This window comes from Methylobacterium mesophilicum SR1.6/6, from assembly GCF_000364445.2.
Lineage (GTDB): Bacteria > Pseudomonadota > Alphaproteobacteria > Rhizobiales > Beijerinckiaceae > Methylobacterium > Methylobacterium mesophilicum_A.
In genome coordinates this window covers 3,383,343-3,402,829 of record NZ_CP043538.1, presented here as the reverse complement: position 1 = coordinate 3,402,829, position 19,487 = coordinate 3,383,343, and the positions used below count along the sequence as shown (strand labels likewise).

Annotated in this window: 22 protein-coding genes; 2 read left to right on the top strand and 20 right to left on the bottom strand. The window is 68.8% G+C overall.

Features of this window, described 5'->3' with window-relative positions; translation table 11 throughout:
* Nucleotides 1-195 precede the first annotated feature (195 nt).
* The 4 genes from MMSR116_RS16240 to MMSR116_RS16225 form a co-directional block, all read right to left on the bottom strand.
* Nucleotides 196-495 (bottom strand): hypothetical protein, encoded by a 300-nt coding sequence (locus MMSR116_RS16240; RefSeq protein WP_010682057.1) that lies wholly within the window; start codon nt 493-495, stop codon nt 196-198.
* Nucleotides 492-1,970 carry an Asp-tRNA(Asn)/Glu-tRNA(Gln) amidotransferase subunit GatA gene (gene gatA, locus MMSR116_RS16235; RefSeq protein WP_010682058.1) on the bottom strand — a complete coding sequence of 493 codons (1,479 nt, stop codon included), beginning with the start codon at nt 1,968-1,970 and terminating at the stop codon, nt 492-494. Before gatA ends, MMSR116_RS16240 begins: the two co-directional genes overlap by 4 nt.
* Nucleotides 1,971-2,042: 72 nt before the next feature.
* A complete protein-coding gene (gatC, locus tag MMSR116_RS16230; protein WP_039892179.1) occupies nt 2,043-2,330 on the bottom strand; it encodes an Asp-tRNA(Asn)/Glu-tRNA(Gln) amidotransferase subunit GatC in 288 nt (95 codons plus the stop codon).
* Nucleotides 2,331-2,492: 162 nt separating this feature from the next.
* A complete protein-coding gene (locus MMSR116_RS16225) occupies nt 2,493-2,687 on the bottom strand; it encodes a hypothetical protein (protein WP_010682060.1) in 195 nt (64 codons plus the stop codon).
* A 117-nt stretch (nt 2,688-2,804) separates the two neighbouring features.
* On the opposite strand from MMSR116_RS16225, the gene MMSR116_RS16220 reads away from it, so the two are divergent.
* Nucleotides 2,805-3,374, top strand: a complete 570-nt coding sequence (locus tag MMSR116_RS16220) for an SMI1/KNR4 family protein (RefSeq protein WP_039892180.1) — start codon at nt 2,805-2,807, stop codon at nt 3,372-3,374.
* The gene (ruvX, locus tag MMSR116_RS16215; RefSeq protein WP_010682062.1) at nt 3,371-3,871 is read left to right on the top strand and encodes a Holliday junction resolvase RuvX; all 501 of its coding nucleotides are present in this window, start codon (nt 3,371-3,373) and stop codon (nt 3,869-3,871) included. The genes MMSR116_RS16220 and ruvX overlap by 4 nt, the downstream gene beginning before the upstream one ends.
* On the opposite strand, the gene dprA is transcribed toward ruvX, so the two are convergent.
* From dprA to MMSR116_RS16135, 16 genes are all read right to left on the bottom strand, one after another.
* A complete protein-coding gene (gene dprA / locus MMSR116_RS16210) occupies nt 3,861-5,075 on the bottom strand; it encodes a DNA-processing protein DprA (protein WP_010682063.1) in 1,215 nt (404 codons plus the stop codon). The two genes, ruvX and dprA, sit on opposite strands and share 11 nt — an antisense overlap.
* Nucleotides 5,076-5,102: 27 nt before the next feature.
* Nucleotides 5,103-5,705 carry a glycerol-3-phosphate 1-O-acyltransferase PlsY gene (plsY, locus tag MMSR116_RS16205; RefSeq protein WP_010682064.1) on the bottom strand — a complete coding sequence of 201 codons (603 nt, stop codon included), beginning with the start codon at nt 5,703-5,705 and terminating at the stop codon, nt 5,103-5,105.
* Complete coding sequence (locus tag MMSR116_RS16200) at nt 5,705-7,009, bottom strand: dihydroorotase (protein WP_010682065.1); 1,305 nt, start codon at nt 7,007-7,009, stop codon at nt 5,705-5,707. The genes plsY and MMSR116_RS16200 overlap by 1 nt, the downstream gene beginning before the upstream one ends.
* The gene (hisF, locus tag MMSR116_RS16195; RefSeq protein WP_010682066.1) at nt 7,006-7,809 is read right to left on the bottom strand and encodes an imidazole glycerol phosphate synthase subunit HisF; all 804 of its coding nucleotides are present in this window, start codon (nt 7,807-7,809) and stop codon (nt 7,006-7,008) included. Before hisF ends, MMSR116_RS16200 begins: the two co-directional genes overlap by 4 nt.
* 18 nt (nt 7,810-7,827) lie before the next feature.
* Nucleotides 7,828-8,298 carry a DUF29 domain-containing protein gene (locus MMSR116_RS16190; protein ID WP_010682067.1) on the bottom strand — a complete coding sequence of 157 codons (471 nt, stop codon included), beginning with the start codon at nt 8,296-8,298 and terminating at the stop codon, nt 7,828-7,830.
* Nucleotides 8,299-8,338: 40 nt separating this feature from the next.
* Nucleotides 8,339-9,082: a 1-(5-phosphoribosyl)-5-[(5-phosphoribosylamino)methylideneamino]imidazole-4-carboxamide isomerase gene (gene hisA, locus MMSR116_RS16185; protein ID WP_010682068.1), complete on the bottom strand. Its 744-nt coding sequence runs from the start codon at nt 9,080-9,082 to the stop codon at nt 8,339-8,341.
* A 37-nt stretch (nt 9,083-9,119) separates the two neighbouring features.
* Nucleotides 9,120-9,779, bottom strand: a complete 660-nt coding sequence (gene hisH, locus MMSR116_RS16180) for an imidazole glycerol phosphate synthase subunit HisH (protein WP_010682069.1) — start codon at nt 9,777-9,779, stop codon at nt 9,120-9,122.
* A 19-nt stretch (nt 9,780-9,798) separates the two neighbouring features.
* A complete protein-coding gene (locus tag MMSR116_RS16175) occupies nt 9,799-10,278 on the bottom strand; it encodes a DUF2628 domain-containing protein (protein ID WP_039892489.1) in 480 nt (159 codons plus the stop codon).
* Nucleotides 10,279-10,351: 73 nt separating this feature from the next.
* Nucleotides 10,352-10,939, bottom strand: a complete 588-nt coding sequence (gene hisB / locus MMSR116_RS16170; RefSeq protein ID WP_010682071.1) for an imidazoleglycerol-phosphate dehydratase HisB — start codon at nt 10,937-10,939, stop codon at nt 10,352-10,354.
* Nucleotides 10,940-11,021: 82 nt separating this feature from the next.
* Nucleotides 11,022-11,897 carry an S-methyl-5'-thioadenosine phosphorylase gene (locus tag MMSR116_RS16165; RefSeq protein ID WP_010682072.1) on the bottom strand — a complete coding sequence of 292 codons (876 nt, stop codon included), beginning with the start codon at nt 11,895-11,897 and terminating at the stop codon, nt 11,022-11,024.
* Between the two features lie 294 nt (nt 11,898-12,191).
* Nucleotides 12,192-13,091 (bottom strand): cytochrome c1, encoded by a 900-nt coding sequence (locus tag MMSR116_RS16160; RefSeq protein ID WP_432419910.1) that lies wholly within the window; start codon nt 13,089-13,091, stop codon nt 12,192-12,194.
* A gap of 21 nt (nt 13,092-13,112) precedes the next feature.
* Nucleotides 13,113-14,399: a cytochrome b gene (locus MMSR116_RS16155; protein WP_010682074.1), complete on the bottom strand. Its 1,287-nt coding sequence runs from the start codon at nt 14,397-14,399 to the stop codon at nt 13,113-13,115.
* 13 nt (nt 14,400-14,412) lie between these two features.
* Nucleotides 14,413-14,982, bottom strand: coding sequence for a ubiquinol-cytochrome c reductase iron-sulfur subunit (gene petA, locus MMSR116_RS16150; RefSeq protein ID WP_010682075.1), 570 nt, complete (start codon nt 14,980-14,982; stop codon nt 14,413-14,415).
* Nucleotides 14,983-15,265: 283 nt separating this feature from the next.
* Nucleotides 15,266-16,660 (bottom strand): MATE family efflux transporter, encoded by a 1,395-nt coding sequence (locus MMSR116_RS16145; protein WP_010682076.1) that lies wholly within the window; start codon nt 16,658-16,660, stop codon nt 15,266-15,268.
* A gap of 95 nt (nt 16,661-16,755) precedes the next feature.
* Nucleotides 16,756-18,669 carry an ABC transporter ATP-binding protein gene (locus MMSR116_RS16140; protein ID WP_010682077.1) on the bottom strand — a complete coding sequence of 638 codons (1,914 nt, stop codon included), beginning with the start codon at nt 18,667-18,669 and terminating at the stop codon, nt 16,756-16,758.
* A gap of 107 nt (nt 18,670-18,776) precedes the next feature.
* Nucleotides 18,777-19,361: an AprI/Inh family metalloprotease inhibitor gene (locus MMSR116_RS16135; protein WP_010682078.1), complete on the bottom strand. Its 585-nt coding sequence runs from the start codon at nt 19,359-19,361 to the stop codon at nt 18,777-18,779.
* Nucleotides 19,362-19,487 lie beyond the last annotated feature (126 nt).

Below are 19,487 nucleotides of genomic sequence, written 5' to 3'. Positions count from 1 at the left end.
AGCTTGGCGGGTATCTCCCACCCGCAACCTCATCCCGAGGTGCCCACGCCGGCGGGCCTCAAAGGAGGGCTCCAGGGATCGCGCGACCGGCTGGAGGGCTCCTTCGAGGCCTCCGCTGCGCTCCAGCGCCTCAGGATGAGGTCGCGGGTGGGAGCTGATTGTGTCCGGCCACTTACGGGCCGCTTCGCGAAAAGATCAAGCGCGGCGTCCCACGGCCCGGCGTGCGCCGTAGCCGGCGATTGCCCAGAGCAGTGCCGCGACGGCGCGGACCGGGAAGAAAGTCGGCCCGTCATGGGTGATGGGCGCCGGCCAAGGGATGCCGGCCGCGCTCACCGCGTAGGAGAACAGCACGGAGAAGGCGAACGCCGCGATCGCCGCGATGAACAGCTTGCCGAACTGGCTGGCGGTCCAGCCGAGATAGACGGCCACGACGATCAGCGCCGGGTCGAACCCGGCCCAGATCCAGACGGTCCAGGGGTAGAAGGGAACGGTCATGCCCACCAGGGCTCTGGGAGGACGGTCCGGCCGGCCGCGTCCTCAATGACCTGGGCCACCGCGAACAGCGTCTCCTCGTCGAAGGGCCGGCCGATGAGCTGCAGCCCGAGGGGCAACCCTTGGGCGTCGAGCCCCGCCGGCACGGCGATGCCCGGCAGCCCGGCCATGTTCACCGTCACGGTGAACACGTCGTTGAGGTACATCTCCACCGGGTCGGCCGAGGCCTTCTCGCCGATGCCGAAGGCGGCCGACGGGGTGGCAGGGGTGAGGATCGCATCGACGCCGTCGGCGTAGGCGACCTCGAAGTCGCGCTTGATCAGCGTGCGGATCTTCTGCGCGCGGACGTAGTAGGCGTCGTAATAGCCGGCCGACAGCACGTAGGTGCCGATCATGATCCGGCGCTTCACCTCGCGGCCGAACCCGGCCGCGCGGGTGTTCTCGTACATCCCGGCGATGTCCTTGCCCGGGACGCGCAGGCCGTAGCGCACGCCGTCGTAGCGGGCGAGGTTCGAGGAGGCCTCGGCCGGGGCGACGATGTAGTAAGCCGGCAGCGCGTAGGACGTGTGCGGCAGCGAGATGTCCTTGAGGGTCGCGCCGGCCGCCTTGAGCCATGCGGCGCCCTCGTCCCAGAGCTTCTGGATCTCGGCCGGCATGCCGTCGACCCGGTACTCCTTCGGGATCCCGATGGTCAGGCCCTTGACGCCGCGCGACACCGCGGCCTCGAAATTCGGCACCGCGAGGTCGGCGCAGGTCGTGTCGCGCGGATCGGGGCCGGCCATGGAGCCGAGCAGGATCGCGCAGTCGCGGACCGTGCGGGCAATCGGGCCCGCCTGATCGAGGGAGGAGGCAAATGCCACCGTCCCCCAGCGGGAGCAGCGCCCGTAGGTCGGCTTGATCCCGACCGTCCCGGTGAAGGCGGCAGGCTGGCGGATAGAACCGCCGGTATCGGTTGCGGTGGCGCCGAGGCAGAGCCGCGCCGCAACGGCGGCGGCCGAGCCTCCCGACGAGCCGCCGGGCACCAGCGGCGCGTCAGACCCCTTGCGGCGCCAGGGAGAGACCACGTTGCCGAAGGCGCTGGTCTCGTTGGACGAGCCCATGGCGAATTCGTCGAGGTTGAGCTTGCCGAGCATCACGGCGCCGTCGCGCCACAGGTTGGCCGAGACCGCCGATTCGTAATGCGGCTCGAAGGTTTCCAGGATCTTCGAGCCCGCCGTGGTGGTCACGCCGTCGGTGCAGAAGAGATCCTTGATCCCGAGGGGGATGCCCTCCAGCGGCCGTGCCGCGCCGGCGGCGATCTTCTGGTCCGAGGCCTCAGCCATCTGCAGGGCGTGGTCCGGCGTCTCCAACAGGTAGGCGTTCAGCGCGCGGGCCTTGCCCATCGCGTCGAGGTGAGCCTGCAACAGCTCGCGGGCCGAGATCCGCTTCGCCTTCAGAGCGTCGCGCGCCTCGGCCAGGGTGAGTTCGTTCGGATTCACGCTGTTCACGTCCCCGCGCGTCGTCGCGCCTGCTCGCCAAAGATCCGGCCCGGAAAATTCAGCCCGCAAGGGCTACTCGACCACCTTCGGGACGAGGAAGTAGTTGTCCTCGGTCTCGGGGGCGTTGGCCACCACGTCGGCGGCGCGGCCGCCCTCCGTGACCACGTCCTCGCGCTTCTTCATCGCCATCGGGGTGACCGAGGTCATCGGCTCGACCCCGGAGACATCAACGGTGCTGAGTTGCTCGACGAAGGCGAGGATGGCGTTGAGCTCGCCCTGAAGCGGTCCGACCTCGTCGTCGGTGACTGCGATCCGCGCCAGATGCGCGATGCGCCGAACCGTCTTCTCGTCGACCGACATGCCGTCCCGTTCAATCCAGATCGGGAGCAGCCTCCCGAGATCGATCGGGCTATAGCATCGGGTTTCGACGCGCCGCAACGCGCCACGCCGCAAAGGCTTGGCGCTCCCTAAATCGTCGGGACAAAGCCGACCGATGCCGGAGCCGTTGCGCCGAGACGTCGTTCAGGTCACGACGTGGTTCGGCGTCACCGAGATCTCGATGCTGATCCCGGCCTGCCGTGCTGGCCGCACCAGGGATTGTGTGAAGCCGGCAACAAGGATCTCGAAGGCGAGCAGCAGCATCCAGCAGTGCTTGCGCGTGAGCGCGTGGCGGCGCGGAGCCGGAGCGGAGCGATTGAGCGGGCCGGTCGTCGACAAGGCGGTACCCGGGGTGTGGGTTAACGATGCGTTAACCTACCTATTGGTGAACGGCTCCGCGCGCAGCCGGGGTGATCTACGGAGAGGGTTAAGGCTGTGGATGGCGGGGCGGAAGCGATGTGGGAGCGGCTGTTTCTCAGTCTGACGCCGGGTCTGACGGCCGACGCCGCAGCCCTCGACCGCGCGGCGGCGGAATTGGGCTTCGCGCTGCCGGCCTCCTATCGGGCCTTCTGTCGAACCTGCGGCGTCGGCTTGGCGGCCGAACGGTTCAGGATCGCCGTCCCGGTTCCGTTCGAGGCCAGCGATCTGCTGAGCCAAGCCGGTCTCATTGCCCACAGCGTTGGCGCCGCCGTGCAGATGCTGGAGGACGGGTCGGAGCCTCACCGCTTCGATGTCGCGGGCGACGATCCGAGCGTGGTCGAGCGCGCTTGCTTCTTCGCCGCGGGCGACGATGGCAGCTTCCTGTTTTGGGATGTGTCGGGCGGTGGCGAGGAGTACGACATCTGGCTGCTCGCGCCCGACCTCGTGACGGTCCTGTTCGGCGGCGAGAGCCTTTTTGACTTCTTCGCGCGGGTCATCGGCCCGGCGGCTGCCCTGGTCCTCGGACCCGGCCAGGAACCGCTCCCTGCCCGGTTCGAGGGCTTCTCCGAAGCGACCCTGGCCCGAAGCGCGCAGGCGGCACCATGAACCACGACGCGATCCGTGCGTTCGCGGCCGCATCTCAGGGCGGGGCACGGCTGATCGGCATCGACCTCGGCACCAAGACGATCGGGCTCGCCCTGTCCGACCTGGGCCGCCAGATCGCGACGCCGCTGGAGACGATCCGACGGGTGAAGTTCACACCGGACGCGCAGCGGCTCGCCGCCCTGTGCCGGCAGCACGCCGTGGGCGGCCTCGTCGTCGGCCTGCCGCTGAACATGGACGGCAGCGAGGGGCCCCGGGTGCAATCGACCCGCGCCTTCATGCGCAACCTCGCGCCGATCCTGCCGCTGCCCCACGTCTTCTTCGACGAACGCCTGTCGACCGCCGTGGTCACCCGGGCGCTGATCGAGGCCGACGCCTCGCGAGCCCGCCGCGGCGAGTTGGTCGACAAGCTCGCCGCCGCCTACATACTTCAAGGCTGTCTCGACGTGATGCGCAACCTGGCCGACGCAGACGCTGCGGAGGATCCAATCAGCGGCTGACGAGCGAGACCGTGCCACTGGCGTGGCGTTCGATCCGGCCGTCCAGTTCCAGCTCCAGCAGGACGGTCTGCACCACCCTCGCCCCGACCCCCGCGCTCCGCGCCAAGTCGTCGGTGCCGACTGGGCTGGGGCTCAAGAGAGCGACGATCCGCGCGCGGGGATCGAAGGGTTCGGACGGATCGTCCTCAGGCTCGTCGTATACGCCGGTCGGGCCTCGACTGAAGAGGTCCGGCAGGTTGCATGGGGCCGCGGCGTAGGCGTCGAGGTCGATCTCGTCCCAGAAGTCCGGCTGCTCTGCGAGATCCGGGCCGCCGCGGGCGGGCGCCACCTCTGCATCCGGGCCGCCCTCGATGATCGGGCCGAGGACGTCCAGGACGTGGGACACGTCCGAAACGAGGGTGGCGCCCTGTCGGATCAGGTCGTTGGTACCCTCTGCCCGGGGATCGAGCGGCGAACCCGGCACCGCGAAGACCTCCCGGTTCTGCTCCAGGGCGAAGCGTGCCGTGATGAGCGAGCCGGAGCGCCGCGCTGCCTCTACGACGACGGTGCCGTAGGCGAGGCCCGAGATGATGCGGTTGCGCCGGGGAAAGTCGCGTCCGCGCGGTTCCCATCCCATCGGCATTTCAGCGAGCACCGCGCCGCCCTCCGCCAGGATCGCCTCGACCAGCGTCGCATGGCTCGCCGGGTAGATCCGGTCCTGGCCGCCGGCCATCACCGCGACGGTCCCGGTCTGCAGGCTCGCCCTGTGGGCCCGCACGTCGATGCCCCGGGCGAGGCCCGAGACGACGACGAGGCCGGCCTCGCCGAGTCCGCGGCTCAGGCGCTCCGTGAAGGCAAGCCCGGCAGTCGAGGCGTTACGCGAGCCCACCAATGCGACGGCGGGCTGGCTCAGGATCGGCGCGCCGCGGAGCGCCAGGAGCGGAGGGGCGGCGTCGGTGCGCTGGAGCAGCCGGGGATAATCCGCCTCGCCGGAGGCGATGAACCGGCCACCCAGACGGCCAAGGGCCGCGATCTCGTCCTCGGCCTGTGCCCGGCTCGGTGGCGCGATGCGCCGGCCCTGGCGGCGGGTGAGGTCCGGAAGCGCGTCGAGGGCCGTGGAGGCGCCGCCGAAGCGATTGACGAGGGCGCGGAAGGTGCGGGGGCCGACACCCTCGGTCCGGATCAGACGCAGCCATTCGATCCGCTGCGCATCGGTGAGCTGCATGCATCCCCCACGGTGCGCGTCGCGCGCTCAGCCTTTCTGGCCGATGCGCCCCTCCGTGCCGGCCGCGAGTCGGCGAATGTTGGGCGCGTGCTTCCACCATAGCAGCATGCCCAAGATGAGAAACAGCAAAGCTTGGGCCGGCGCGCCGACAGCCCACAAGATCACGGGTGTCACCGCGGACGCCGCCAACGCCGCGAGCGACGAATACTTGAGAGCGAAGGCGAGGCCGAGCCAGATCGCGGCGAAGATGCCCAGCGCGGGCGGGCTGAAGGCGAGGAGGACACCGATAAACGTCGCAACGCCCTTGCCGCCCTTGAATCCGAGCCAGATCGGGAAGAGGTGGCCCAAGAACGCTCCCAGACCGGCGGCGAGCGCCGGGCCCTCGCCCAGATTCCGGGCGATCAGCACTGCGGCGGTCCCCTTGAGGGCGTCGCCCAGCAGGGTTGCAGCGGCCAAGCCCTTCCGCCCTGTCCGGAGTACGTTGGTGGCGCCAATGTTGCCCGAGCCGATCGCCCGCACATCACCGAGCCCGGCGAACCGCGTCAGGATCAACCCGAATGGGATCGAGCCCAGGGCGTAGCCGAGGAGGAGGCCGCCCAGCGCGGCCGGGGTCACGAGATCAGGTGGCATCAGGCGGCCACCGGATAGTCTTCGGTCGCGTGAACGATCCGGCCGCCGACCAACGTTAACACGGCCGCCCCCTGCAGGCGCGCCTCGTCGAAGGGCGAGTTCTTTGACCGTGACTTCAACCGGCGCTTGTCCAGCACGTAGGGCAGATCGGGATCGATCAGGATGAGGTCGGCGGGGGCGCCGACCACGAGGCGCCCGGCGCTCCGACCGAGGATGCGGCCCGGATTGACGGTCAGCGCCGCGATCAGTTTGGGCAGGGCGAGATCGCCGGTATGGACGAGGCGCAGGGCGGCGCCGAGCAGGGTCTCGATCCCCAGGGCGCCATCCGCCGCTTCGGCGAAGGGCAGGCGCTTGGTTTCAACATCCTGCGGATTGTGATCGGAGACGACGACGTCGATCACGCCCTCGCCCAGTGCGCGCACCACGGCCTGTCGGTCGGCCTCGTCGCGCAGGGGCGGCGAGAGCCGGCAGAACGTGCGGTAATGGCCGATGTCGTTCTCGTTGAGGACGAGATTGTTGACCGAGACGCCACAGGTCACGGGCAGGCCGTCCTCCTTGGCCCGGCGGACGATCTCGACGGAATCAGCGCAGGAGATCATCGCCGCGTGGTAGCGGGCACCTGTCAGCCGCACGAGGCGGATGTCCCGTTCAAGCATCACGGTCTCGGCCTCGCGGGGGATCCCCATCAAGCCGAGACGCGAGGCGAGTTCGCCCTCGTTCATCACGCCTTCGGCGACGAGCTCTGCCTCCTCGACGTGCTGCATCACCAGCGCATCGAAATCCCGAGCGTAGGTCAGCGCGCGACGCAAAACTTGCGCGTTCGCCACGGCCCGCAACCCGTCGGTGAAGGCGACCGCGCCGGCTTCCTTGAGCAACCCAAACTCGGTCATCTCCCGGCCGGCCAGACCCTTGGTGATGGCGGCGGCGGGCAGGACGTTGACGCTCGCCGTGTCGCGGGCGCGCCGAAGCACGAAGTCGACGATCGCTGGTCCGTCGATCACCGGGTTCGTGTCCGGCATGCACACCAGGGTGGTGACGCCCCCCGCGGCGGCGGCGGCACTCGCTGAGGCCAGGGTCTCGCGGTGTTCGGCGCCCGGCTCGCCGACGAAGGCCCGCATATCGATCAGACCGGGCGTCAGCACATGCCCGGCACAATCGATTCGCGCCGCCTCTGCCGGGGCGCCTGGACCATGTCCGGCGGCGATGTCGGCGATGCGGCCGTCTTGCACGAGAATCGCGCCGGCGGTCTGGCGGCCGGTCTCGGGATCGAGGAGGTTTGCGTTCGCCAGAAGATAGCTGCTCACTGAGGCGCCCTCGCCGAAGAAGCCGGACCGTCGAGACGTATAGCGAGACCGGCGGCCGCCATGTGCGCCTTCGCCTCGGCGACGCTCGCCTGCCCGAAATGGAAGATGGAGGCTGCCAGGACGGCGCTCGCCCCGCCCTCGGCCACGCCGGCCACGAGGTCGTCGAGGCCGCCAACACCGCCGGACGCGATCACCGGCACCGTCACGGCATCGCTGATCGCCCGCGTCAAGGCGAGGTCGTAGCCGGAGCGGGTCCCGTCCTTGTCCATGGATGTGACCAGCAACTCGCCGGCCCCCTTACCGGCAACCAGCCGCGCGAAGGCCACGGCGTCGATTCCGGTGGGATCGCGGCCGCCGTGGGTGAAGATTTCCCAGGCGGCGGGCGCTCCGGGCGGCGACACGCGCTTGGCGTCTATCGCCACGACGATGCATTGAGCGCCGAATTTTTCCGCGGCCCGCGCCACGAGATCCGGATCCTTCACGGCGGCGGTGTTGATCGCGACCTTGTCGGCGCCGGCGAGCAGCAGGGCGCGCACGTCCTCGACGGTTCGGACGCCGCCGCCCACAGTGAGCGGCATGAAGCAGGCCTCGGCGGTGCGGCTGACGATGTCGAGCAGCGTGCCGCGGGCCTCCCGGCTCGCCGTGATGTCGAGGAAGCACAACTCGTCGGCGCCGGCCGCGTCGTAGACCTTGGCGGCCTCGACGGGATCGCCGGCATCGCGCAGGCCCTCGAAGCGGACGCCCTTCACGACGCGCCCGTCCTTCACGTCGAGGCAGGGAATGATGCGGGTCTTGAGCACGGCGTCCCGGGGGTTCGGTTAGGCTTCGGGATCGATCGCGATAGGGCGATCCAAGATGTCCTGATAGGTGTATGGGCAGGCCGCTGGGAAGCGCTTCACCAGGAAGCCCGTTTCCCTGGCTGCCTTGAGGCGGGCGACCCGGTACGCCTTCGCCACGGCTTCGGCGAGGCGCCCCTTCAATCCTGGGCTCTCAGCAAGTTCCTTCGCGATAAGGACGCGATGGGTCGCGATTGGTATGGCCCAGCTTCGCGTCCGCTTTACGGGTCGAAAGTCGAACTTCAGCATATGGACCAGCACGACGCGCAAGGCGCTCACCACGCTGGCGAACTGGCTCCTGAACAAGCTCTCGATCTCATCAGCCAAGCTCCCGCGATCCGGGCCGGAGAGGTCGACCGACCGCAGGCCCGCGCTCCGCTCCTGCGTCCAGATATGGAAATCGTTCGTGTAGGCCGTTTCTGCCGATGCGGGCCGGGTCTTCAACGCCGTCATCGAAGCCTCCCACTTCGGCGCCTCCGACACAGACGGTCTATCACGAAGCACGGCCGCGCGCCGCAGCGATCGCCGCCAGTGCCGCGGCCGGATCGATGCGGCCGTCATAGAGCGCTCGTCCCGTGATCGCGCCGGCGATGAGAGCGCAATCCGGCTGCAGCAGGCGGTGCACATCGTCGATCGACGCGAGGCCGCCGGAGGCGATCACCGGGATGCGTACGGCCTGCGCCAGCGCCAGGGTCATCTCGACGTTCAGGCCCTTGAGGATCCCGTCACGGGCGATGTCGGTGTAGATGATCGCCGCCACACCCGCGTCCTCAAATCGGCGGCCCAGCTCCTCCGCCGTCATGCTGGACGTCTGTGCCCAGCCCTCGACGGCGACGCGGCCGTCTTTCGCGTCGATGCCGACGGCGATCTTGCCCGGATGCTTGCGTGCGGCTTCCCGGACGAAGCCCGGGTCGCGCACCGCCGCGGTGCCGATGATCACCCGTGCCACACCCTTCGCGAGCCAGCCCTCGAGAGTCTTCATCTCGCGGATGCCGCCGCCGAGCTGCACCGGGACCGTGACGCGGGCGAGGATCGCGTCCACCGCCTCGGCGTTGCGCGGCGCGCCCGCGAAGGCGCCGTCGAGATCGACCACATGAAGCCAGGAGAAGCCCTGCGCCTCGAAGATCGCGGCCTGCGCCGCCGGATCGTCGCCGAAGACCTTGGCCTGCGCCATGTCCCCCTGGATGAGGCGGACGCAGCGTCCCTCCTTCAGGTCGATCGCCGGGTACAGGATCACGGGCGCATCTGTCCTTCTTGTCGGGGCCGCACCGCGCTCACGGGCGCCAGTTGAGAAAATTCGCGATGAGGGCGAGGCCCAGCCGCTGACTCTTCTCGGGATGGAATTGCGTGCCGGCGACGTTGTCGCGCGCGACCATGGCGGTGACCGGCCCGCCATACTCTGCGCGGGCGACCACGTCGTCCGGGCGCTCGGGTGTGAGCGCGTAGCTATGTACGAAGTAGGCGTGGAGGCCGTCTGCGCCGGTCGGGATCCCGGTAAGGAGGGCGTGGTCGCGTTCAGCTCGCAGGGTGTTCCAACCCATATGCGGGACCTTGAGCGTCGGATCCGCCGGGCGGATCGGGCCGACATCGCCCGGGATCCAGCCGAGGCCCGGGGTCGTGGTGTATTCAAGGCCGCGGGTCGCGAGGAGCTGCATGCCGACGCAGATCCCCAGGAAGGGGCGGCCGGCCTCATGGGCGGCATGCGTCATCGCCTCGACCATGCCGGGCACCGCGTCGAGCCCGCGACGGCAATCCGCGTAAGCGCCGACGCCCGGCAGGACGACGCGGTCGGCCGAAGCCACCACGTCCGGCTCCGACGTCAGGCAGATCCGCGCGTTGCGGCCGCTCTCGCGGGCGGCGCGCTCGAAGGCCTTGGCGGCGGAATGAAGGTTTCCCGACCCGTAATCGATGATCGCGACGATCTCAGTGCTCATGCTCGTCTCGCGCACTGACTCACCGGGCGCCTTCCTGCGCAGGGAACAGACCGATGACTGGGTCCGTGCGCCGGCTGGGTCCGCTCGGGAACGGGGCACGGGGTGCGGTCGGGCTCGCTCCGATCCAGCGCTGCAGCGCCCGAGCCTCCGCCTCCTCGGGCGACGATGCGACTACGGCATCGCGCGCCGGCCACCCGCGCCGGGCCAGCGTCCAGCGCCGAAGGCTCGATGCTTCGAGTCCGATCAGCCACGCTGCGAGGACCGTGACGAACACGCCGGCGCCGGTGGACAGGTCCAGGAAGATTCCCAGCCCCGCCAGCGCCACGAGCCCGATCAACACGATCAGTGCCGCGATCCAGAGGCGATGGAATAGGAACCACACAACGGTGAAGGCGAAGGCCGACCACGAGAAGCCGTCCCGCACCAGCTTGGCGCGGTCGAGGCCGATCGACTCGCCCGGCCGTGCCTCATCCGGCAGGTGGAGCGTGTAGCTGCGCATCCGCATCGCGAAACTCCGACAGCGTGCGCCGCGAGGGCCGTGTGGCCGATCCGGACGCCCGACGACAACAAGTCTACAGGGAGCCCTTGGTGGAGGGAACGCGCCCCTCCTCCCGCGGATCGATCGCCACGGCCTTCCGCAAGGCCCGGGCCAGTCCCTTGAAGCAGCTTTCCGCGATATGGTGGGCGTTGTCCCCGTAGAGCGTCTCGACGTGCAAGGTCAGCCCGGCATTCATCGCGAAGGCCTGGAACCACTCGCGCACCAGCTCGGTATCGAAATTTCCGATCTTCTCAACCCGAAAGGCGGTGCGGAACACCAGGAAAGGACGACCTGAGATATCGACGCAGACGCGGGTGAGCGCCTCGTCCATCGGCAGGTGAATGTCGGCGTAGCGGGTGACGCCACGCTTGTCGCCGAGTGCCTTGGCGAAGGCCTGTCCGAGCGCGATGCCGCAATCCTCGGCCGAGTGATGCTGGTCGATGTGTAGGTCGCCGTCGACCCTCACGTCGAGATCGAAGAGGGCGTGCCGCGCCAGGAGATCCAGCATGTGATCGAGGAAGCCGATTCCCGTGGCTATCGTCGATTGGCCGGTCCCGTCGAGAGCCACGGAGACCGCGATGTCGGTTTCCGCGGTCTTCCGGCTGATGGTGGCGCTGCGCATCTTGGTCTGAACTTCGTCTCAGGGGCGATTGTGGCCGCCCCGCCTTCTAGAGGGACTCTCTTCGGAATGGAAAGGGCGTTCCCTAGCCGGCCAGCACCCGTCCCGCCACGGCGTCGAGCTTCGCGAGCAGCGCCGGATCCCGCACGGAAGGCGCCGTCATGATCGCGCCCTCAAGCGCCCGGTGGGAACCCGCCGGACAGGGTTCGCGCTCGCCTGGAAAGTCGCGCGCCAGCCGTGCCACCACGCGCGCGGCCTTGTCGGCATTGGCGCGGGCGACCGCGATCACGGAGGCCACGTCCACGGCGTCGTGGCCGGGATGCCAGCAATCGTAGTCGGTCACCATCGCGATGGTCGCGTAGGTGATCTCCGCCTCGCGGGCGAGCTTGGCCTCCGGCATGTTGGTCATGCCGATCACGTCGAAGCCCTGTGCCTTGTAGGCGCGGGATTCTGCCAGCGAGGAGAATTGCGGGCCCTCCATGCAGACATAGGTACCGCCGCGGTGCACTGCGATCTGCTCGGCCTTAGCCGCCTGGGCGATCCGCGCCTGAAGACCGGGACCCACCGGGTGCGCGAGGGAGACATGGGCGACACAGCCGTCGCCGAAGAATGAGGAGGCACGCCCGTAGGTGCGGTCGACGAACTGGTCGACGAGGACGAACAGGCCCGGCGGCAGCTCCTCGCGGAACGAACCGCAGGCCGAGAGAGCGACGAGATCGGTGACCCCTGCCCGCTTCAGGGCATCGATGTTGGCGCGGTAGTTGATACCCGATGGCGAGAGCCGGTGGCCGCGCCCGTGCCGGGCCAGAAATACGACTTTCGTGTCGCCGATCCGCCCGATCCGCAGGGCGTCCGAGGGCTCGCCCCAGGGAGAAGCCACGCGCTCCTCACAGACATCCTCGAGACCCGGCAGCTCGTAGACGCCGGAGCCGCCCATCACGCCGAGTACCGCTGCCGTCATGAAGGTATCCCTGTCGTGGCGCGGCGCTTCGAAGAGCCGCTAGTCCTACCCGTGACCTCGTCCTGAGGTGCCGGGGCGAAGCGGAGGCCTCGAAGGAAACCTCCAGGTTCCGCGGTAATTGGAGCCCACTTGAGGCCGCTGCGCCGACGCTCAGGACCAGGTTTGGGGGTGGATCGGCTCGTGTTCCCCGAGCCGATCATCGCGGAAATGACGGGTTAACATGGGGATCCAGCTCAAAAAAGATGGGCCTCCGCAAGGGAGGCCCAACCAGCTTCGTCGATCCGAGGTGAGATCTCAGTAGGCCTTGTGCAACTCCGGCTGGAGGCCGTGGACCTCGCCGCCGACATCGGCCCAGATCTTCTTCTTCACGTAGTACAGCAGCCCCGACAGGATGATCAGGAACAGGATCACCCGGAACCCCAGAGCCTTGCGGTCCATCATGTGCGGCTCGGCCGCCCACATCAGGAAAGCCGCGACGTCCTTGCCGTACTGATCGACGGTCTCGGGCACGACCGGCTGGCCTTGATCGTTCTTCGGGTAGGTGACCTGCCCGTCGGTGATCGGCGGCGGCATCGCGATGATGTGGCCGGGATAATATTTGTTGTAGTGGCCGCCATCCGGGACGGTGAAGTCCTTCGGCGCCTCTTCGTAGCCGTTGAGGAGCGCGTGGATGTAATCGGGCCCCTGCTCCGAATAGCCGATGAGGGGCAGCCAGTCGGTCAGGAAGTACAGCGAGCCGCGGGAGAAGGTCCGCGCCTTGGCGATCACCGAGAAGTCCGGAGGCGCCTTGCCGCCATTGGCCGCGGCTGCCGCCTGATCGTTCGGGAAGGGCGGCGGGAAGGTGTCGGCCGGGCGGCCCGGGCGATCGAACATGTCGCCCGCATCGTTCGGCCCGTCCTTGACCTGATAGGTCGCGGCGAGAGCTTTGACTTGGCTGGCGGTGAAGTCCGGGCCGCCCTCCTGCGCCAGATTGCGGAAGGCGACCAGCTTCATCGAGTGGCAGGCTGAGCAGACTTCCTTGTAGACTTGGAAGCCTCGCTGCAGCTGCGCGGTGTCGAAGCGGCCGAACGTGCCGGCGAAGCTCCAGTTCACGCGGGCCGGGATCGGCCCGCCATGTCCCTCTTGGGCGGAGGCCGGCGCGGCGCCGAACAGAAGTGCCGCAAGGGCGGCGGTCGAGAGGACGCGGGTCATCATCATGGTCCTGTCGTCAGCCCGTCAGCCCTTGGTGGTCGGAGCGGCGGCGGCACCCGCTGGCATGCCGGATCCGCTCACCTGCTTGCCTGGCCCGGTCACGCTCTCGAGGATCGAGCCCGGCAGCTTCTTCGGTGTCTCGAACAGACCGCAGAGCGGCATGACGATCAGGAAGTGGGCGAAGTAGTAGGCGGTGCAGACCTGCGATGCGATCACGTAGCCGCCCTCCGGAGGCTGCGAACCCAGCCAGCCGAGCAGCAGCGTGACGCCGATGAACACCCAGAAGAACTGGCGGTAGATCGGCCGGTAGTTGCATGAGCGGATTCGCGACGTGTCGAGCCACGGCGCGAAGGCCAGGATGATCACCGCCGAGAACATCAGGATCACGCCACCGAGCTTGCTCGGGACCGCGCGCAGGATCGCGTAGAACGGCAGGAAGTACCATTCCGGAACGATGTGCGCGGGCGTCACGGCGGGATTCGCCTGGATGTAGTTGTCCGCATGGCCGAGGAAGTTCGGCTGGAAGAACAGGAACCACGCGAACAGGATCATGAACACGCAGGTCGCGAACACGTCCTTGACGGTGGCGTAGGGCGTGAACGGCACCGCATCCTTGCTCGACTTGATCGGGATCCCGGCCGGATTGTTCTGACCCGTCACGTGCAGCGCCCAGACGTGCAGGATGACCACGCCGGCGATCATCCAGGGCAGCAGGTAGTGCAGGGAGAAGAAGCGGTTCACCGTCGGGTTGCCCACCGAGTAACCGCCCCAAAGCAGGGTCTGGATCGTGTCGCCGACCACCGGGATCGCCGCAAGGATGTTGGTGATGACTGTGGCACCCCAGAAGCTCATCTGGCCCCAGGGCAGCGTGTAGCCGAGGAAGGCGGTGGCCATCATCAGCAGGTAGATGACGACGCCGAGGATGTAGAGCACCTCGCGCGGGGCCTTGTACGACCCGTAGTAGAGCGCCCTGAACATATGAACGTAGACGGCCACGAAGAACATCGACGCGCCGTTGGCGTGCGCGTAGCGCAGCAGCCAGCCGTAATTCACGTCGCGCATGATCTTCTCGACGGAGGTGAAGGCGCCCGTCGCCGAAGGTTCATAGTGCATCGCCAGCCAGACGCCGGTGATGATCTGGATCCCCAAGAATGCGGCGAGGATCGCCCCGAAGGTCCAGAAGTAGTTGAGGTTCCGCGGAACCGGGTAGGCAATGAAGGACGAGTGCACCAGCCCAGCGATGGGCAGGCGCGCCTCGAACCATTTGGCCACGCGGCTCTTGGGGACGTAGGTGCTGGCCGTTCCGCTCATGCTTCCGTCCTCCTCAAGCCGCTTCCTTGCCGCCTTCGCCGATCCGGATCTTCGTATCCGTCTGGAAGGCGTAGGGGGGGATCGGCAGGTTGATGGGCGCTGGTCCGTGGCGCACGCGACCCACTGCGTCGAATTGCGAGCCGTGGCACGGGCAGGCCCAGCCCTCGAAATTGCCCTGGTGGCCGATCGGCACGCAGCCGAGATGCGTGCAGTTGCCGTAGACGATGAGCCACTGGTCGTGGCCATTCTTGACCCGCGTCGTGAAGGCGGCGGGATCAATCATCGCCGAGAGTGGCACCGCCTTCATGTCGCCCACCTCCTTCTCGGTGAGCTTGCGGACGAAGATCAGCTTGCCGCGCCAGAAGACGTTCACGATCTGCCCGTCCTGGATCGGCGCCAGGTCGACCTCGATCGGGGCGCCGGCCGCGATCGTATCGGCGTCGGGCGCCATGGAGGAGATCAGCGGCCAAGCGGCAGCGCCCGCTCCGACGGCGAGCGCGGCACCGGTGGCGAGGAAAAGGAAATCACGGCGGCTGCCGTCATGCCCATGCGTCGCGGGGGCGGCGGCTGATGTGTTCGCCAAGGTCTCGAACCTCCAGAGAGCGGGCCCTCACCGTGCCGGACGAGGGAGGCGCGCCGCTTGACGTGCGGGTTTGTCGGCTCGGCCGAACCACAGCACTTTAATTCTAAACTGTGCAATGCGACCGCCCGTCGCCCGGAGTCAAGCCGACGGCCAGATCGCGCGCGCATCTCGCGCGGTAAGCGGGGCCGTATGTTACTGCGGTGCGGTAGACAGGGCACTCCCGCGACCGCCTGAGGCTGGTTCGATTCCTCCACCCCGGCTTCCGTTCCGGGATGCGCCCGCCTCATGTCGCGCCCGTGAGTCGGTGCCACCTCAGGACCAGCAGGCTCGCCACCGCGAAGAGCCCCGCGCAGAAGCCGAACCAGATTCCGTAGCCCTGGAAGCCGCCGCCCCAGGCCAGCGCGGCGCCGAGCGGCACGCCGAGGCCCCAGTAACCCCCGATCGCGATCCACATCGGGACCCGGGTGTCCTGCAGACCGCGCAGCATGCCGAGCGCCACCGACTGCACGCCGTCAGCCACCGCGAAGAGCGCCGCGAAGCCGATGAAGGCGGCCGCGATCGGCAGGACGGCGTCGTTGGCGGGGTCGCGCAGGTCGAGAAACAGGCCGGTGAGCCGTTCCGGAACGAGGAGCTGGGTGAACGCGCAGAGCGTCATGAAGACGAAGGCGAGCCCCAGCGCGACCGCGCCGGACCGTCGTACGCCGCTCCCGTCCCGGCGCCCGAAGGCCAATCCGACCCGTACGGTCGCGGCCTGGGCGACACCGTTGGGCACCATGAAGCACACGGCCGCGATCTGGATCGCCACTGCGTGGGCGGCGAGCTGGCTCGCCCCGAACAGGCCTATACCGAGGGCGGCGGCCTCGAATAGGCCCGCCTCGGCCAGGCCGGTCGCCACCATCGGCAGGCCGAGCCGGAAGACGGCGGCCAGCCGCGCGCCGTCGAAACGCCAGAGCCCCTGGAGGAGCCGATAGCGCCGGAGTCGTGGATTGCACAGAACCACGGCGACCAGAAGAGCGAGGCTGAACACCGACGAGCACAGCGTGGCGGCGCCGATCCCCGCCATGCCAAGGCCGAGGCCCGCAGGAAAGGCGAGCCACAGGCCGAGGGTGACGTTCACCGGAAGCGCAACGAGGCTCGCGGCCAGCGCCCAGCCCGGCCGTTCCAAGGCGGCGAGCGCGCCCCGCACGGCCATGAACAGCAGGGCCGGCCACATCGCCCATTGCAAGACGCGCATATAGGCGCCCGCCGCCTCGGCCAGGGCCGGCGGCTCTCCGATCGCGGCGAGCAGCGGGCCGGTGTACCAGAGGAGCCCCATCAGGGGCGCGGACACCAGCGTGGCGGCCCAGAGACCAGCCCGAAGGGTACGCCGCGCGGCGTCGCTCGCGCCTGGATCGCCCCCGAGCGCTGCAGCGGTCAGCGGTGCCACCGTCCCGGTCAGGCCGAGGCCGCCGATGAACAGGATGAAGTAGAGCCCGTGCGCCAGCGTCGCCGCTGCAAGGTCCACGGCGCCGAGGCGACCGAGCAGGACGACGTCGGCCATGATCAGGCCGTGCTGGGCGAGGTTGATGAGCACGAGCGGCCCCGATAGCGCCAGTGTCGCGCGCAGTTCGCGGAGCCAGGGACGGTGCAACGGGGCCCCTTCCCGCGCGGGAAGGCCCGCGAGGTCGAGTGCCGGCATGGAACGCTCTCGGGATGTCTCAGATCTGGACGGATCGGCCGCGATGACGCGGTGACCTCGGCGCCGCGACCCGTCTGGGCCGGCGCCGCAATCGCCTAGCTGCGCAAGGCGTCGGAAACATGTCGCGCCCGCCGATCCGGCGTCAGCCAGCCCTCGGGCGTTTTCGGCGGATCCCGATCGGCCAGAAAGCCGCCTGACTGACGCGCCCAGAGGCCGGCGTAGACGCCGCCGCGGGCGACAAGTTCTGCGTGCGTGCCCTCCTCGACGATCCGTCCGCGGTCGATGACCACGAGCCTGTCGAGGGCCGCGATGGTCGACAGGCGGTGAGCGATGGCGAGCACGGTCTTGCCGGCCATCAGCGTGTCGAGGGAATCCTGGATTGCAGCCTCGACCTGGCTATCGAGCGCGGAGGTCGCCTCGTCCAGGATCAGGATCGGCGCGTCCTTGAGCATGACCCGCGCGATGGCGATCCGCTGGCGCTGGCCGCCTGAGAGCTTCACGCCGCGCTCACCCACCTGGGCGTCGTAGCCGCGCCGCCCCTTGTGGTCGACCAAGTCGGCGATGAACCTGTCGGCGTGGGCCAACCGGGCCGCGCGCTCGATCGCCGCCTGATCGGCGTCGGGCCGCCCGTAGGCGATGTTGTCCCGGATCGAGCGGTGCAGGAGCGACGTGTCCTGGCTGACCATCGCGATGGCCTCGCGCAGGGATGTCTGCGTCACCGTGGCGATGTCCTGGCCGTCCACCAGGATGCGGCCGCTCTCCACGTCGTAGAGCCGCAGGAGAAGTGTCGCCAGGGTGGACTTGCCCGCACCACTCACTCCCACCAGCCCGACCTTCTCGCCGGGTCGGATCGTCAGCGAGAAATCCTCGATGATGGTGGCATCGCCGCGCCCGTAATGGAACCCGACGTTCTCGAACCGGATCTCGCCCCCCGCGACCCGCAATGCGCCCGCGTCCGGCGCGTCCACGAGGGCGTGGGGCCGCGCCATCGTCTGCATGCTTTCCTGAACCACGCCGACATTCTCGAAGACGCCGCGGACCGTCTGCATCACCCAGCCGGACATGGCGATCAGGCGCAGGACCAGCGCAAGCCCCGCAGACGCCTCGCCGGTGGTCATCCCACTGCTCCGCCAGAGGATCAGACAGGCCGTCCCGGTGGCGATGAGGAGAGCGCTGTTAAGGAGCCCGAGCAGGCTGGTGGTCAGAGTCACCAAGCGGAACTGGTGCAGATAGGCCGCCGTGTGGACCTCAACGGCATCCCGCACCGCCGCCCGCTCCTCGCGGTCGCGGGCGAAGAGCTTCACGGTGAGGATGTTGGTGTAGCTGTCGACGATCCGGCCGATCAGCGTCGAACGGGTGTCGGCGGTGCGGTGGGAGCGCGACCGCGCCCGTGGCACAAACCACGTGGTCAGAGCCGCGTAGGCGGCAATCCATATCAGCACCGGCAGGACCAGCCACGGCGAGATCGAGCCGAACAGCCCGACCGCGGTGACGGCGTAGATCGCCACGTAGAGAAGCGTGTCGATGAAGACGACGGCGAGTTCGCGGACCGCCGGGCCCACCTGCACGACGCGGTTGGCGAGTCTGCCGGAGAAGTCGCCCTGAAAATACGAGAGCGCGTGGCCGAGCGTGTAGAGATGGGCACGCCAGCGGATCTGGTTAGTGGATTGTGGGACCACGAGCTGGTTGGAGAGCACCTCGTGGGCCCAGATCGAGACCGGTCGCACAACGGCGATGAGAAGGATCGCGAGCGTTAGCCCCGCCGCATGGTCGGAGAGCACTGTTGCCCGATCCGCCGTGCCGAGCAGATCGATGAACCAGCGCATGACGAGGTAAAGGGAGGCCTCGACCGTGCCGGCGATCACCGCAATGATGAACAGCAGCGCCAGCACGCCGCGGATCGGCCGCAGGTAGAACCACGCGAAGCCGAGAACCGACCGCGGCGGCATTCGCGTTTCGTCGAAGGGCGCGAACGGGTCGACTCGGCGCTCGAGCCAATCGAGGAACATGCTGCCGGGGGTGTGAGGCTGCGGGAGCCTTCATGTAAGTGCGGGCTGCCGCGTGCCAACCGTGCGGAGTGGTCGCGGCAGCAGTTGCGGTGTCCTGTCCGAAGGCCTCAGCGATTCAAGGCCAGCGCGGCGCCCGACTTGGTCAGCGCACCTTCCAGGCCGGCGCCTCCCTGCCGGAGGCGCGCCGCCACCGAGCCGCCGGGCTGATAGAGGTAGACTTCGCCGTCCCGGAAATCCCAGGCCGAGACCCGGGCCAGATCCTTGTTGGCGCACCCCGAAGCCGTAGCCTTGTACAGATCGAGGGCGGGCGCACTCGACAGGGTGACCTTGCAGTTCGCCCCGGTGGCGTCCCGCGCATCCCAGGAGCCGACCACGGACGCCCGCCCGCTCGCCACCACTGGGGGTGGCGGTGCCGGCGGGGTGACCGGCTCCGGGATCACGGTCGGCGCGGCGGGCGACAGCGCGGCTTGCGCACCGGGCGGCGGGGGCGCGTCGGGGCTCGCCGCGGCACCGGGCGGCGGTGCCAGGGGCGCCGCGGTCACGGTTCCCGACGGGATCGCGGTGACCGCGTCGAGGGACCCTTGCTGGGACGGGGCGCGGGTCCGCGGGCCGTCCAGGCGGCTCGATGCGCAGGCACCGAGGCTGGCGCTCAGGCAGAGGACGGCGAATGTCGGCAGATTCGGGCGCAGCATCGGTCCACTTTGAGTCGGGCTGAACGGGGCGCTGAAGCGCCAGCCGCCTGACTCCGATCCAAATGCGCTGACCGCAAGGCGGCCGCTCCCTCCGCAAACAAAACCGGTGCGAAGAGCCGGGCCTTT